Origin of the sequence: Nostoc piscinale CENA21, assembly GCF_001298445.1 — a bacterium.
Classification (GTDB): Bacteria; Cyanobacteriota; Cyanobacteriia; order Cyanobacteriales; family Nostocaceae; genus Nostoc_B; species Nostoc_B piscinale_A.
Genome location: NZ_CP012036.1, coordinates 6,521,744 through 6,537,040 on the forward strand (window position 1 = coordinate 6,521,744; position 15,297 = coordinate 6,537,040).

A 15,297-nucleotide genomic window follows, 5' to 3' on the forward strand; every position below is an offset into this window, starting at 1 on the left:
TGTAAAGGAAGAAGGCACTCAGGCCTTGCCGGAGAAGTCATTCATTTTTGACTTTTAACTTTTGCCTTTTGACTTACTAAAGGCAATGTAACAGTAAAAGTTGTACCCTGCCCAATACCAGGGCTTTGAGCAGTGATTGTACCGCCGTGAAGTTCCACCAAATTACGAGCGATCGCCAGCCCTAAGCCTAGCCCTTTTTTTGTACTTGGGGCTTGATAAAATGTATCAAAAATGAGTGGTAATAGCTCCGCATCAATGCCGCAGCCAGTGTCACTGATGATCATCTGGGCTTGATGTTCATCAGTTGCTAGAGCAAGTTCAACTCTCCCCCTACTGGGAGTAAATTTGACCGCATTATTCAGTAAATTTAAGATAATTTGCTGTAAACGGTGTGGGTCGCCTTGTACTATTACTGGTACAGGCTCAAGCTGAGACTGCAAGAGAATTTCTTTGGTTGCTAACGATTGTTGCAATGAAGCGATCGCATCTTCAATTACTTTTTGCAGTTGGACTGGTTCTAAATTCAGGTTGACTTTACCCGCAGTGATTCGTGAGATGTCGAGTAAATCTTCAACTAGTTTTGCTTGCAAGGTGGCATTGCGCTCAATTGTCTCTAAGGCTTTGGAGAGCATAGCCGGATTGGGTGGATCGCTTTGCAGTAGCCTTGTCCAACCGAGAATGGCGGCTAAGGGGGTATTCAGTTCGTGAGAAACTAATGATAGTACTTCATCTTTGTGACGGCTAATTGTTCTCTCTTGCTGGAGTGCTTGAGAGCGTGAATGTGCCATTTGTAGACAGGCATTAACACGGGTAACAAGTTCTTGTGCAGAAAAGGGTTTAATTAAGTAATCGTCAGCCCCAGCCAGGAGTCCTTCAATTACAGATTCTTCCCCAGCACGAGCCGAAAGCAGAATTATCGGTATTTCCTTTGTCCGCGCATCAGCCCGTAATGCTTTCAATAACTCAAAGCCGTCTAATCCTGGCATCATCACATCACTTACAACCAAATCCGGCACTCTTTGAGTAGCCGCAGTCAGCGCAGTCATCCCATCAGCAACGGCTTCTACTTCTACGTGTTCGCTCAATATCCGCGTCAGGTAATCGCGCATATCAGCGTTGTCATCAACGATGAGAATACGAGCAGAGGGGAGTGATTGTTGTAAGTTCTCCCCTGCTCCCTGCTCCCTGCTCCCTGCTTCTTCTACTATCCACCGCTCTGCTTCCTGCACATAAGACGCTGCGCCTAATGCAGTTGATGTCAGGGTGCGTGTAGCTTGAATATGTTCGCTTGGCAGGTGGGCTGTACCTAGTGGAATTGTGACGGTGAAACAGCTGCCCACTCCTAGAGTGCTACTTACGTCTATGGTTCCACTGTGCATTTTGATTAATTCTTGCACTAAAGCTAGACCAATACCGGAACCTTCATGTGTTCTGGCTTTTGCTCCTCGCACTTGGTAAAATCGCTTAAATAAATGGGGCTGTTCTTCTGGCTCAATCCCGGTGCCTGTATCTTCTATCTGTAGTTGTACATGATGGTCATCGGCAAGATGCAGCCTGACGGCGATTTCGCCTTCTAGGGTAAATTTAAAGGCGTTGGAGAGCAAATTCAGGACAATTTTCTCCCACATTTCCCGGTCTACGTATACAGGCTCGCTTATGGGTGGGCAATCGACTACTAGCCGCAACCCTACCCGTTCAATGGCGGAACGAAATAGACTGGCTAATTCAGTTGTGTACAGTGCCAAGTCGGTCGGTTCATAAACTGCTGACCTGCGTCCGGCTTCGATGCGGGAGAAGTCGAGCAGGGTATTAACCAGTTTCAGCAAACGTAAACTGTTACGATGGGCGAGTTCTAACCTTTCACGTTGTGCTGGAGGTAAGGGATTGGCAGAATCGCTCAACGCATCTTGCACCGGAGCGAGTAACAGTGTCAGGGGCGTGCGAAATTCGTGAGAAACGTTGCTGAAGAAAAGAGTTTTGGCGCGATCGAGTTCTGCCAATGACTCTGCGCGTTGGCGTTCTTCTTCGCGGGCAGATTGTTCTCGAACTCGCTGAATTTCTGATTCACGCAATTCTGTTTCGGCACGAGCGCGGATGATGGTTGCCCAGATGCGTTCGGCAGTTTCGCGCACCAGTTCAACTTCCGTCGCTGACCACTGGCGCGGTACAGGTTCAGTAACGCAGAGCGAGCCTACCAACGTGCCTGCTTTGATCAGCGGTGAGGTGATATGCGCGGCAATTTTGACAGCCACCATCATCTCACGGTCGGCTTCGGGAATGATGTCCGAGGTTTGGGCATCCGCGACGATGATGGCTTCGCCCCTTTTCAAGAACGGCAGAGTCCAGTCGTAATCCGTTAACCGATAAACGCCAACGAGCGAGGGCGAGTCACCGCGCAAATAATTTTGATTGACGCGCGTATAACCCTCTACCTCATTGACTTCGACATAGTAGGCGCGGTCAACGTTCAAATGCTCGCCCAGCAGACGGCACGCTTGGGCCTGAATTTGAACGGGGTCAGAGAGCGATCGCAGGGCATCCGACAACTTCACCCGGAACGCATCCATCTCAGCAGCGCGGCGCAGTTGGGCTTCTGTGCGCTTGCGATCGGTTACGTCTCGGAAAACGGCGGCAACGCTGCGGCTCTCTTGCCCACCCACTTTAAAGGCGTAAAAATCAAACCACCGCCCATGCGGTTCGGCGTAATATTCAGCGCGCACGGACTCGCCAGTCAGCGCCACGCCCCCGTAGATTTCATACCAGTAGTCTTCGTAACGCGGGTCAATCTCGCGCATCCGTTGCCCGGAAAAGTCCCGCCCAGCGAGGCGTATCGCTGCTGGATTCGCTTCAAGGTAAAGAATGTCAACAGGTTTGTCGTTCTTGTCAAAAATGACATCGCAAAGCAGGAAGCCTTCGTCGATCGAATTGAACAGCGATCGGTATTTCGCTTCCGACTGGCGCAGGTCTGCTTCGGCGCGGGCGCGTTCGATGCGGAGCCAAACGCGGGCGGAGAGTTCCCGCAAAAGTTCGATTTCGTCCTCGCGCCAAACCGAAGGCTGGTTGCGCGTGACACCCAGATCGAAAACCCAGCGTCCATTGCTTAAGTAGGGCGTGTTGACGATCGAAGCGATGTCGAACGCCTCAAACGAGGCTATCTGTTCGGGCGATCGCGTTCCGTCGCGCACGTCGTTCACGACCATCGAATGTCCGGAGGAGAGCAGGCGGTTTTCTTGTTCGGTGTGATAATCGGCGAGGATGTAGCTCCCGCTAATCTCAAGCTGACCGGCGGGACGGCTGGGGAGCAGATAGGTGCATTCGCCTGCCTCTGGGTTAATCTCAACAAACAGGTAGCGCGAGAGATTGAGATGTTCGGCGATACGTTTGCCCGCCATTTCCATGATTTCTTCGGCAGTGGCAAGCGGCGCAAAATCGTTCATCAAATCGGCGAGGAAAGCGAGATTTGCTTCGCGGCGTTTGCGATCGGTGATGTCAGTAAACAGGACTGCTACGCGACGGCTTCCAGCTTCGCCCAACCGGAAAGCGTAGAGGTCAAAGACGCGACCCAGGGTGGTTTCATTCTGCTCAAACCGGATCGGTTCACCCGTTTCGGCAATACGTCCATAAATTTGCGCCCAATTTGGATTGGGTTTCCCCAGAAGCTCGGTGGCTTTACGTCCGACTGGATACTCCATGCCGGTCTGCTTCACGAAAGCGGGATTGACTTCCAAAAACAGGAAATCATTCCATTCACCGTTGTCGTCTGCCAAAACTTCAACAACCGCATAGGCTTCGTCCATCGAATTGAACAGCGATCGATAGTTTTCTTCCGACTCGTGCAGGGCGTTTGCCACTTGCCGTTGCTCAATCAAGTCAGCAGCTTGACGAGCCAGTAAATCGAGAAACCGCAGTTCGCGATCGCTCGGTCGATGGTGTTTGCGCCAATGGGTCGAAACCATGCCGATCGCTTTGCCAGAACGGGCGAGCAATGGCGTGGATTGTGCTGAAAGCAAGCCTGCTTCGACGTGTATTCGCATCGATCCGTCGGGGTCTTCGCTTTCGGGGACATCAAAATCAACAAAGGTGCGCTTGCCCGTTGCCAATGCGATGCCGTAGGGTGTATTTGAACGGGCGTTGACGCGGTAGAAATGGTCGGTCATATCGCGTTCAAGTCCCTGAGTTGCCAGCAGTAGTAAATCCTGTGTCGCTTCATCGAGAATTTGCACCGTTCCGGCATCGGCTTGGGTAAGGGCGATCGCTGCTGCCATAATCTCTTGATACAGCGTTTGAATGTTGTCAAGAGTCACCAGTCGGGCGCTGAGTTCTTGCAACAGTTGCGTGTCTCTCAGGTCTTGAGCGATCGCGGCTTCGGTTTGTTGGCGTTGCGTAGCTTGCCGATAGGCATCGCTAATGTCGTAAGAAACCACAAGCACTGCATATATTTCCCCATTTTCAGCCCGGAGTGGCGTTCCTCGTGAGATGTAGGTGCGATCGTGGGAATGATGTTCGTGTTCAAACTGTTCCCCGTTAAATGCTTGGCGATACCTCGGTTCGTAACTCGCGGCTAATTCGGGCGGTAAAACCTCGAAAATTGTACGCCCAACAAAATCTTCACTTGTGAATCCAGCGATCGCTAATGCTTCTCCTTGCGCCAGTAAATAGCGGAGATTGCGATCGACTATAAACGCCGCTCCACCCGGAAGATTTGAGATTAAAGCACGCGTTAGCGAAGCTTTCCGAAGGAATCGCTCTTCTGCTAACCTGCGTTCCCTAATTTCCGCCTCTAACGTCGCATTCTTCGCCAGTAATTCTCCTGTTTGGCGTTGCTGCAACAGTAAGGCTGTGGCTGTAAAGTCTGCTAAACTCGCCATTATCCGCACATCTTCGCTGTCAAAGTGCCGTTGGTCAGAGTGCGACATAATCCAAATCGTACCCAGAGCCTGATTCTCGGCAATTAAGGGTAAGACTAAACCTTCAACAATAGGAGTGTTTGCTGCCTGTAAATAAGTAAAATACCGTTCAGGATAAGAATAAAGCTGAGGAGAACCGCGTTCGAGGCAGACTCCACAAGGGCTAAAGTCACGGGGTGTAGTGCCACCTACGTACTGTTTTAACGCTCCTGCTAACACATTCCAGCGAAATACTTCTTCACCAGTTGGGGTTGTCTCTATTAAACTTACGCCGGCGGTTCCGGCATTGCACAAATCGAGTGCTATATCAACCAAGTTTTGGAGCAGGGTGAGAGAATTACTTGCCATTTGCCGTGCCAGGGCTTGCATTGCCTCAGCTTGTGCTTGCCAGTCGGGAGTCCGGAAAACACGCCCAGATAACTCCTCAGTAATCAAAATGTCGTTTAGTGTAATTTTTTGATACTCTTCTTGAGGCATGGCATTACTTACTCTACCCAGAAAAGATATTGTTTTAGAAAGCAACCATCATCAATAGTAATTCTATGGTAATAAATATTACACATTTTCTCACTTTGGCGCTGTAGGCTTGAAAGTTGATGAGCGATCGCCAACCCTCAACTTAGTACTCCACCCTATTGATTTTGACAGGTTGCGGTTGTTCAGATCCCCGACTTTTTTTAAAAAGTCGGGGATCTCTAACTGCTCATAAGGTGGTATATGAAGATTTAAATGTTCAAGGCAACTACAAATATTTACACCGCTTTAATTATCAATATGCTTTCCGACGTTTATTATCTAGTGCGTTCCAAAACCGATGGTCGTTATCTGACAGCACGTCCCAATTCGGAAGATTTAGGTTACATATTACTGTTTCGAGAAAATTTTGATGCTTTAAGCTATCTCAATACTCATGCAGCAGAAGTAGCAAATCGCTTTGCTGTGGAGTCTCTTCCAGGTAGCCAAATCAGCAGCTTGCTCAAACGTTGGGGTTTTCTTGGAGTAGCAATTGTTACTGACCCTTTGTTACCCAAAGTAGAGTTTTTACAGCATGGTTGAGTAGAGTCATTGGTTAATAGTCAATAACACCAAGCTCTCCCCTGCTCCCGGTGATTATTATTGGCCTTTCGCCAGAAACAAGCTCACCTTCTCCTGGGGGTGGTGGGTGTTTTTTGGAATGAAGCGATGAGCAAACAAACAATACCAATACTGATAAATGAATCGGCAATATTAAATACAGCAAAATTAATCAAACGAAAATCTAAAAAATCTACTACATAGCCTAAAATAAAGCGATCAATACCATTACCCATCGCCCCGCCTAAGATTAAACCATAACCCAACTGATCCCAACGATTTAGCATTGAACCAAACAAACCCAAGGCGATCAATACTAAACTGACTCCTAAAGATAACCAGCGCAACCACTCTACCTTGCCACTGAATAGGCTAAAAGCTGCACCAGTATTAGTCACATAAGTAAAGTGAAATACTCCTGGTATCAGTGGTAATGTATCTCCTAATTTAAAGGTTTGCACGACCCAATATTTGGTCAGTTGATCTAAGAAAAAGGCAGTGAAGGCCGCAATCCAAAACAGGCGATTTTTTAAATTCATGGTGAGTTAATTAAGAGTCATTAGTCATTGGTCATTAGTCATTAGCTTTTGACAAAGGACAAATGACACAGGACTAATAACTAATAAAACATTAAATGGCGTAATAAATAAGCTATTGAGGTAACAGCGCAAACTACAGCTAATTGTCCTGGTACGGCAAACCAAGAATATTTCAGGATGGCTTGCATTAACGACAGATTTTCTGTACCTTGCCACTGAAAAAAGTAACTAATAGTCAAATAAGTAATACCGCACAAGTGAATGGTTAACAAGCCACAAATACAACTAAATGCCAAAGATTCTAGTTTTGGTCTGGCTTGAAACGCCAAAAATCCACAAATCCACGCTCCGGGGATAAAGCCTAAGAGATAGCCAAACTGGGACAGTCTGACATAACCCAAACCTCCACCTTCGGAGAATACTGGCAATAAAGTTAATCCCATAACTAAGTACGCAATTTGTGAGAGCGCGCCAGCATTCTGCCCTCCCAAGCAACCTACAAGTAATACGGCACCAATTTGAAAGCTGACACCTAAAGAAAAGGTTTGAATTCCATGTTGAGTCCAACTCCAAGGCCAGGTGATACTATATGCTTCCAAAAATGTGCCACCCATTGTCAGGAGTAAGCCAATCATAGACCATAATAATTGAACAGTTCCCACAATATCTGTACTTTCAGCTATAAATCTCTTGAATATGCTCAAAGACGGTAATTTTTAGGTTTTATAGCAGAAGGCAGGAGGCAGGAGAAAAAGTCTTACTAGTCCTGGCATTCAAGCTTTCAATTGTCCTAACATATCTGACTACTGCTATAAGTAAATTAACTGGAGTATTTTTATCCTCAATAACTATGCTTAATCAGTTTGAGATCCCCGATTTCTTGAAGAAGTCGGGGATCTACTTGTTCATCAATAATTGAGGATTAGGTACTAAGAAAAATTTCCCCATCATCCCCGGTTTTTTGCAAGTTTTGACTACTTCAAAGCAACTTTGACGCTGGCTACAGAAACTTCTTGAGTTGCTGGCTCAATGGTAACTTGATTAGGTGCTGCGGATGCTTTCCACCACAAGGTAATAGCAGGGGTAACACCTAAAACTAAACCAAGTAATACGGGAATAGAGAAACCAGCAGCCAGGCTCATCACTGTAGCAAAACCAAAGTTACTTAAGTAGACTACTAAAGGTAGATTTAGTTGCGATCGCTCAAACTTAATTGGCTGATTTTTCCACAATAAGGCTGCTACTGTCATAAAGACTGCGCCAGTACCTAGCCAGCCAGCAAAGTTTTGATAAGGCATCCCAAAGAAAGCGCCTGGTTGTTGCCAATACCAGAAGGGTAAGGTAGTTTGGCTCATGGCTGGGTCAAGCACAAAATCCCAGGATGTTAGCAGCAAAGAACCCAAGCCAACTGCGCCAATATGCCGCCACAAGCTTGGTTTTGTATCTACTTCTAAACCAGCACGGGCTAACAAATAAGATACGCAGCCCAAATAAAACCACGATAAGGGAATTGTAAACGGAACTAAACCAGCAATTTTATATCCCAAACCGCTTAAATATTGATAGTGACCAAAAGGAAAACCTGTGCTGGTTCCTAATAATTCACTAGTTAAAGAAATTAATACAGCAGGCAGCAGAAATGCCACAGCACGACCCACACCCAATGTCCGCGAGGCATACAACAATACAGCCGCTGCACCCAAAATCATATAAACTACACCGCCACCAGCCATACTCCACTGCATAGCAGTTTGTCCAAATTCAGACAAGTTCAAAATGAGTTCGGCATTGGGTACAACCAATAATATCCCTACTAACCCAAACACCATTGACACAATATGACCGATGAGGCTTACACGCTCAACGACAACAAGTTGTTTCATGACAATTCCTTAATCAGATGTGATACTTTGCTACTCTGCTGCTAACAGTTTACAAATGTTTACGAAAATATTTAACTAGTTTGTACTGTAATTCTTGGGAAATTTATAGAATTTGCGGACGGCCTATTGATTACGTTTGGCAAAAATAGGATGATAAACATATAGTCTAAGTCATTCTCGTCAAAATATACTGAAACTAACCCAGCTTTCTGGAAGAGAGCGATCGCCTTTACTCTCACCAGCGTCACAACTCCTACAAGAGCAACACCTTATGGGAGTAGAGTAAAGGTCTTTGTGGTTTATGCACTGATGCACGAATATCAAAACTGAGTAGTTGAGTATGATACATCAGAAGTCAGAATAAGAATATGCTTTCTATCTAGCTTTGACAACTCAACTATATAATTCGCTGACTTGCAGTCTGCTGCATCAGTTCAAGTTTTTGGTAACGGAAAATTTATTTAAAGTATCACTTTACTGGTTCATGATGAGAACAACTTATGTCTATTGTCAAAAAGCTTCCTTGGACATCCTTATTATTAGTACTAATTAGTTATAGTACTCTGGGCTGGGTGTTATCAGAAGCACACATGCCTTTGTCTCTTTGGATAGTCATCGTCGTTGGGATATTAGTTTTACTGTCGAGTTTAGCTGTTCCTTTTTTAGCAATGGCTAATTATTCTAGTGTATTTTTTGAGTCGAGTATCAGAACTTTTTTTATTTGCCGTATTTGGAGCATTTTTGTTTTTCTTAATGGCTGCTTGGTTTCGTCTTTTTTTTGGATACTTTACTCATTATTGCTGCGGCCATCTTAGCAAAGATTGATTTTCATACAGCAGGTTTTAAAAGTAGAACAGCCTTTTTGATTACATCTTTATTTTCATTGGTAGGTATAGCTTGTGGTGCATTGATTCATGAACAATTATCACTTTATACACCTATGTGGTAAATAAAATTGCCAGACCTGAAACTCTGACAATTATTTATATTGATAATTACAGCAAAAAAGAGGGCGGCAATCACCAACCCTCCTTTTCTTTCAGATTTGATTATTGATAAAATTACCAAGCATTTAGCTGACTGCGGCTTCAGTGGGTGCAGCTACTGGATAAATGCTGACTTTCTTGCGAGATTTGCCTTTTCTCTCAAAGGTGACAACGCCATCAATTAAAGCAAACAAAGTGTCATCGCTACCGATGCCTACATTGTTACCAGGATGGAATTTTGTGCCACGTTGACGTACAAGAATATTACCTGCACGCACAACTTGACCACCAAAGCGTTTGACACCTAGACGCTGGGCATTAGAATCACGACCGTTGCGTGTACTACCTGTTCCTTTCTTATGAGCCATAATTTCCTTTTTATGCTTATTTTTCTATGATTCAGCAGTGGTTTCCGCAGAGGAATCATCAGCTACAGTAGCCGCTTCAGATGCTGTAAATACCTGACCATCGAGAGTGATGGAGTTAATTAACAGTCTGGTAATTTCTTGGCGATGACCGCGTTTTTTGCGGGTTTTCTTCTTCGGCTTCATTTTGTAGACCAGAACTTTGCGGCCTCGGAAATGGCGCAATACAGTTCCTTCTACAGTTGCCCCAGATACTAGAGGCTGACCGATGCTGAGTCCACCGTCATGTTGTACTAGTAGTACAGAGTTTATTGTAACTTTTTCGTCTGGTTGAGCAGTTAGCAGTTCAATGTCGTAAAAACGACCAGGCTCAACTCTAACTTGTTTACCACCAGTTTCAATAATTGCGTAGGTCATTAAAATTGTCCTTGGAGTTGCCGTACAGGTAGCTAACAAAAATCTCTTGTAGAGAAGGCGATATATCTAAACTTGACGAATCGCTGTGGTTAGCCTTTGTGGTGTGTCTACCTGATCCGAGCAGGAATAAGACAGACAATCTAAAATTATAATTTATTCATTTGACTAAAGTCAATATAAATATGCACAAAAGTTGTCTGTGGAAAATGGGTGTGATACCAATTCACAATTCGCAATTCGCAATTAAAAAACTTAGATACAGCAAAGCTTTTAGGGTTTACATCTGGATCAAATTTTTCGTGAAATGGTATGAGGGTTTGAGTAAGTAATTGATTTTTCGTTTTATTGCGTAAGTTTTATGGTATGTGAAAGTCAGTTGAGTAAATTTACATATTATTTTTTTAGACTTTGCGTAAAGTTAGTGAATATGGCTGAAGTTAATAGTGACACAGAACAGCACCAACAAAATCTGAGCAGAAGATGTCACTGCTCAGGTTTTTCCCTTGATTATGGTGATTTTGGAGTTATTTAAAGATTAAATCTAGCCGTTGCTGACTAGTTTGGAGTGCTTCGGCTGGCGAAAGTTTACCCAGTAATACAGCTTCCACTGCCCGTCCAATGCTATCGGAAATACGATTGTAACCAGGAAAAATCGGGCGACTACGGCCATACTCTGCCTGTGCTAAAAAGACTTTTAATTGTGGTATTTTCTCGATAAATTCTTGATATTTGGCGCTTTGGCGAGATTTTAAATTAATTGGTAAATAACCTGTGCCTAGGGCTAATTCAGTTTGGAAATCAGCACTCATGGCATATTCTGCAAATTTGAATGTTGCTTTTTGGCGTTCTGGCGTGGTTTTGAATAAGAAGAGGTTTTCACCGCCAATATTTGTAGCAGGTTTTTGATTCACTGGCAGGGGAAATACACCAAAATCAACGTTAGTATCTTGAAATTGCCCTAAATTCCAAGGGCCATTGATTTGCATTGCAACTTTCCCAGATAGCAAGGGGTCTGTTTCGTAACCTCGTTCTGGGGCAGATAACATCGTGGAACCGTCTGTAATTAAGTTACGCCAAAATTGTAAAGCTGCGATCGCCCCTGCATTTTCTGTTAATCTCACACCTGCGGCATTTTGGGCATCACCAGTCACCAACTCACCGCCACTACTCCACATAAATGGCAACCAAGTAAAAACTGTAAATTCACCTTTACCCAAGGGCAGAAACATTCCATACTGGTCTATCTGCCCATCATTGTTAAAATCACGAGTTAATTTTTGGGCAACTTGGCGAAATTCTGGCCAATTGTGGGGAATTTCTGTAATTCCGGCAGCTTTAAATAAACTTGGACGGTAAAAAATGCCCAGGTTATTGGTAGCAAAAGGAAGTGACCATAACTGGCCTTTGTATTCCATTGCCGCATATAAAGTTGGGTCAATTTCGTTTTTGACTGGGGAATTGGCTAACATCTCATCTACAGGAATTAGCGCCCCTAGTTCTACCAATTGTCCAGCAATAGTTGGGTTGTACCACAATAAATCCGGTGGGGCATTGCCAACAACGGCAGCTAAAATTTTTGGTGTTTGCTGATCCTGTTGTCCAATGTATAAAGATTCGACTTGAATATTTGTATGGGTTTGGTTAAATTTATCTACCAACTTTTGCAAGACATCTCGATTTGGTGGTGGGTTCACCCCATGCCATAAAGTGATATGAATAACCTTACCTGCTTCTACTCTAGAACGCAGAGTTTGACATCCACTTAAAGCAACTATACCTATGAGCAGTAATAGGAGTGATTGCTTAAGATACTGTGGTAATTTCTTTTTTCTGTGCCTAAATGTGCAACTCTTATACAAAAATCGCGCCAAAATTCGCTGGAGAAGATGAATCATTAATCTAACAGGGAATAGCAACTCATGAAGAATGAAAGTTAAATTTCTATACTTCATACTTTACACTTCACACTTCATACTTCACTTGTATATCCTAATCTTTGAAGAGAGCGGAAATAGTTACGAGTTATGGCAGGTCATAGTAAATGGGCTAATATTAAGCGCCAAAAGGCTGTAGTGGATGCGAAAAGAGGAAAGACTTTCACGCAGTTATCGCGGGCTATTATTGTGGCGGCGAAAAATGGTGTACCAGATCCGGCGGGGAATTTTCAACTACGCACGGCGATTGAAAAGGCGAAGGCGGCGGGTATCCCTAATGACAATATTGAACGAGCGATCGCTAAAGGTGCAGGTACATTTAGCGGCGATAATCACACTTTAGAAGAAATTCGCTACGAAGGTTACGGCCCTTGTGGTGTGGCAATTTTAGTTGAAGCCTTGACTGATAATCGCAATCGCACGGCGGCTGATTTACGGGTGGCTTTTAGTAAAAACGGCGGAAATTTAGGTGAGACTGGTTGTGTTAGCTGGATGTTTGACCAAAAAGGCGTGTGTGTTGTCCAGGGTGTAGTTGATGAAGACCAGCTTTTAGAAGCATCTTTAGAAGGCGGTGCTGAGTCTTATGAAATGACCGAAGATGAAACTGCGGAAATATTCACTGAGGTTGCTAATTTAGAAATTCTCAACAAAACCCTGAAAGACAAAGGTTTTAAAGTCACTGATGCCGAATTGCGCTGGATTCCCAGTAATAATGTCGAGGTGACAGAATCCGATCAGGCGCGATCGCTACTCAAGTTAATTGATACTCTAGAAAGTCTAGATGATGTGCAGAATGTCACATCTAATTTTGATATGTCAGAACAGTTATTGGCTGTGAGTCTTGTTTAAGTATCTATCTAGCAACTTGGTAGTAAACAGTTTTTTATCTTTTTCCAATTTGACACATAAAATTTATATCCAGAACAAAATAATGACACATTGTTTTGCGATAGTTTTGTTTGTAAGTTACTGATGAGATGTCCATTCTCGCTAAGTAATTAGCTTCAAGGTTGATAAGGCTTTAGTCTTCTCAAATTAAAAGATGTTTTCCGTCTTAACCTGCATTTTAGAGAAGACTAACAAGCCCTTTTTTAAAATTTTATATGAGGCTATAGTTATAACTTAATAAATCTAAATTTTTGTTCAACTACTAGATTCCTCAACGGATAAATTTTTCAGGTTTTTTATTAATTTGTTTTTATACTATATTGCCCTGTAGCATAAAAAAAACTGCTGTAAATCACAGCAGTTTTTTTTATGCTTATAGCGGTTCTCATTCTAGTGAGATACAAGCCAAAATAATTAACCGCAGATGTAGACGCGCAAGCGGCTTCCCGAAGGGTACGCGTATGAACGCAGATGGAAACAGATAACTTTGTACCTCAATAGACTAGGAAACGCTATATAACAACGCCAAAATTCACACAAAATTCATATCAATAACAAGCAGATGACATAAGTAATTGGCATATTTAAAACATCAACTTATTGAGTAGGAATTAGGAATTACAATGAACAAGTTCATCAAAGGTTTAGTATTAGCTTTGGTAATTTCTTCACCTGTTGCTGTGATTGCACCTGCCGTTCATGCGGAAACAACAACTACTATTAAAAAAGCACATTCAACTAAAACAGAAACTGCTAAAATTCATCACAAAGCTGCAATTACTAATAGCAAGAGTCAAGTAAAATCAGGTAAAATTAAACATACAAAACACTTAAAGCGTCACAAGCACACCGCTACAAATTTAACTAATAAGTCTAATACTGCTGCTAACAAAGCTCACAAATAATAGTTCTGCATAGATTTATATCTTCTCAATTTTCTGGAAAGGTAATTACTCAGGTTGAAACTCGCCGTTATCTGCGGATAACAGCGAGATTTTTTTGGAATTACTGGTTTTAAACTTTTGTCTCTATTGTTGGTTCTTGATATTTGACTCCGCGTTTTGTATGACGGGAATTAGCCACAATAGGATACACAATTGAACGTAAGCGGTTAATTGCACCCACAGGACGATGAACCGCTAAACCATTCCCTGGCGAAAACCGGAGATTTTCACCAAATTCATTTTCTAGGGGAGAATCGACTTTTTGATGTTTAATTGTGAGACGACCAATTGTAAAAAAGGGTGACTCTTCTTCACTCCAAACAATAGTGGAATCATCAACAGACATTTCTGGTTTGGTTTGAAATTGAATTTGAAAATCCCAAGTATATTCTGCATCTGGCTTGGCTAAAGCTTGCATAATATCTTCTCGGTAATAATTATCCTCTGCACCGGAAGTTTTGACACGCTGAAGTTCACTTTCTGGTCTCGACTCTAGAGGTAGTGGTTGATGAGGTGCTTGACTAGAAACCGGAACAAAACCATATTTAATGACTGCTGGGTATTCTACAGGAACTCGACCTGGTTGGGATGGGTCAAAATCTGATTTAAGTCCCACAGCATAAGCTGAAGCACTCCAATAACGTTCTGTGAGTAAACTTTTAGGAAACCGTTTGAAACTGGTTTGTAAAAGAGTGGCTTCGTAGGGATGTAACTTTAGCCAAATCAGCACCAAGAGCCTCAAAAGTGGAAACAACCCGGCTCGATAAATTGTTAAAAAGAAGCTGTAGAAGTCTTTAATAGTTCTCACAAAAAAGACATCAGTATTATGAACAATAATATCGTGGGTGTGTAACTCATGACTGTGTGGTATTCGTTCTCCTTCTACACCCACAACTTTAATTGCCATAGAGCGTGTATCGCCTTCATAATCATTTTTAACAGAGAAGGCTCCACTGGCAAATCTTAACCACACCGGATATTGTTTTGCTTGAATAAATAAACCTTGTTTGAGGGAAATTCCTTGAATTTCAGCTTCAGTTAAGGTAGTGCGTTGGCGTAATTCTTGTTTAATTGCTGCTTCATCAAAGTCAAAAATTTCTAAAGTCCCTTGAACAGCCGCGTGGGTTTTGGAGTGAGTGTCTCTCTTGGCGATTTTTTGCTTTTCACCTTTGTACAGATTATCCATATTCTTTTTAACTAGCTCACTCATCAGAGCGCAGTATTTAGCTTCTTCTGCTTCTGGATATTCAGTAAATAGTTTCATTTTTCAATTGCTAGATAAGTAGAAGGATTAAATTAAACCATGAGAGTTTCAGATCCCCGACTTCTTTGAGAAGTCGGGGATCTGGTTGTTCCTATC

General features: G+C 43.2%; 12 protein-coding genes. 4 read left to right on the top strand and 8 right to left on the bottom strand.

The features are described 5' to 3' along the window. Positions 1-41 precede the first annotated feature (41 nt). Positions 42-5,384, bottom strand: a complete 5,343-nt coding sequence (locus ACX27_RS28070; RefSeq protein WP_062297384.1) for an ATP-binding protein — start codon at positions 5,382-5,384, stop codon at positions 42-44. A gap of 297 nt (positions 5,385-5,681) precedes the next feature. Here ACX27_RS28070 and ACX27_RS28075 point away from each other — a divergent pair, with 297 nt between their 5' ends. Beyond that, the gene (locus tag ACX27_RS28075) at positions 5,682-5,963 is read left to right on the top strand and encodes a hypothetical protein (RefSeq protein WP_062298615.1); all 282 of its coding nucleotides are present in this window, start codon (positions 5,682-5,684) and stop codon (positions 5,961-5,963) included. 83 nt (positions 5,964-6,046) lie between these two features. On the opposite strand, the gene lspA is transcribed toward ACX27_RS28075, so the two are convergent. From lspA to cruF, 3 genes are all read right to left on the bottom strand, one after another. Continuing rightward, positions 6,047-6,520 carry a signal peptidase II gene (lspA, locus tag ACX27_RS28080; protein WP_062297386.1) on the bottom strand — a complete coding sequence of 158 codons (474 nt, stop codon included), beginning with the start codon at positions 6,518-6,520 and terminating at the stop codon, positions 6,047-6,049. 80 nt (positions 6,521-6,600) lie between these two features. Then, complete coding sequence (locus ACX27_RS28085; RefSeq protein ID WP_062298617.1) at positions 6,601-7,155, bottom strand: biotin transporter BioY; 555 nt, start codon at positions 7,153-7,155, stop codon at positions 6,601-6,603. A 339-nt stretch (positions 7,156-7,494) separates the two neighbouring features. Then, positions 7,495-8,403, bottom strand: coding sequence for a gamma-carotene 1'-hydroxylase CruF (cruF, locus tag ACX27_RS28090; protein ID WP_062297388.1), 909 nt, complete (start codon positions 8,401-8,403; stop codon positions 7,495-7,497). Positions 8,404-8,903: 500 nt separating this feature from the next. Between cruF and ACX27_RS28095 the strand changes: the two genes are divergently transcribed. Continuing rightward, positions 8,904-9,218, top strand: a complete 315-nt coding sequence (locus tag ACX27_RS28095) for a hypothetical protein (protein ID WP_335337740.1) — start codon at positions 8,904-8,906, stop codon at positions 9,216-9,218. A 257-nt stretch (positions 9,219-9,475) separates the two neighbouring features. Here the strand turns inward: ACX27_RS28095 and rpmA are convergent, their stop codons facing one another. From rpmA to ACX27_RS28110, 3 genes are all read right to left on the bottom strand, one after another. Continuing rightward, complete coding sequence (rpmA, locus tag ACX27_RS28100; RefSeq protein ID WP_062297389.1) at positions 9,476-9,757, bottom strand: 50S ribosomal protein L27; 282 nt, start codon at positions 9,755-9,757, stop codon at positions 9,476-9,478. Positions 9,758-9,781: 24 nt separating this feature from the next. Then, positions 9,782-10,171: a 50S ribosomal protein L21 gene (rplU, locus tag ACX27_RS28105; RefSeq protein ID WP_062297391.1), complete on the bottom strand. Its 390-nt coding sequence runs from the start codon at positions 10,169-10,171 to the stop codon at positions 9,782-9,784. A gap of 524 nt (positions 10,172-10,695) precedes the next feature. After that, positions 10,696-12,066 (bottom strand): ABC transporter substrate-binding protein, encoded by a 1,371-nt coding sequence (locus tag ACX27_RS28110; RefSeq protein WP_083468860.1) that lies wholly within the window; start codon positions 12,064-12,066, stop codon positions 10,696-10,698. A 129-nt stretch (positions 12,067-12,195) separates the two neighbouring features. On the opposite strand from ACX27_RS28110, the gene ACX27_RS28115 reads away from it, so the two are divergent. Both ACX27_RS28115 and ACX27_RS28120 read left to right on the top strand, forming a co-directional pair. After that, positions 12,196-12,954 (top strand): YebC/PmpR family DNA-binding transcriptional regulator, encoded by a 759-nt coding sequence (locus ACX27_RS28115; RefSeq protein ID WP_062297393.1) that lies wholly within the window; start codon positions 12,196-12,198, stop codon positions 12,952-12,954. 662 nt (positions 12,955-13,616) lie between these two features. After that, on the top strand, positions 13,617-13,898 hold the full coding sequence (locus tag ACX27_RS28120; RefSeq protein ID WP_062297395.1) for a hypothetical protein: 282 nt from the start codon (positions 13,617-13,619) through the stop codon (positions 13,896-13,898). Between the two features lie 109 nt (positions 13,899-14,007). Here ACX27_RS28120 and ACX27_RS28125 read toward each other — a convergent pair whose 3' ends face one another. Beyond that, a complete protein-coding gene (locus ACX27_RS28125; RefSeq protein WP_062297397.1) occupies positions 14,008-15,201 on the bottom strand; it encodes a catalase family protein in 1,194 nt (397 codons plus the stop codon). Positions 15,202-15,297: the final 96 nt, after the last annotated feature.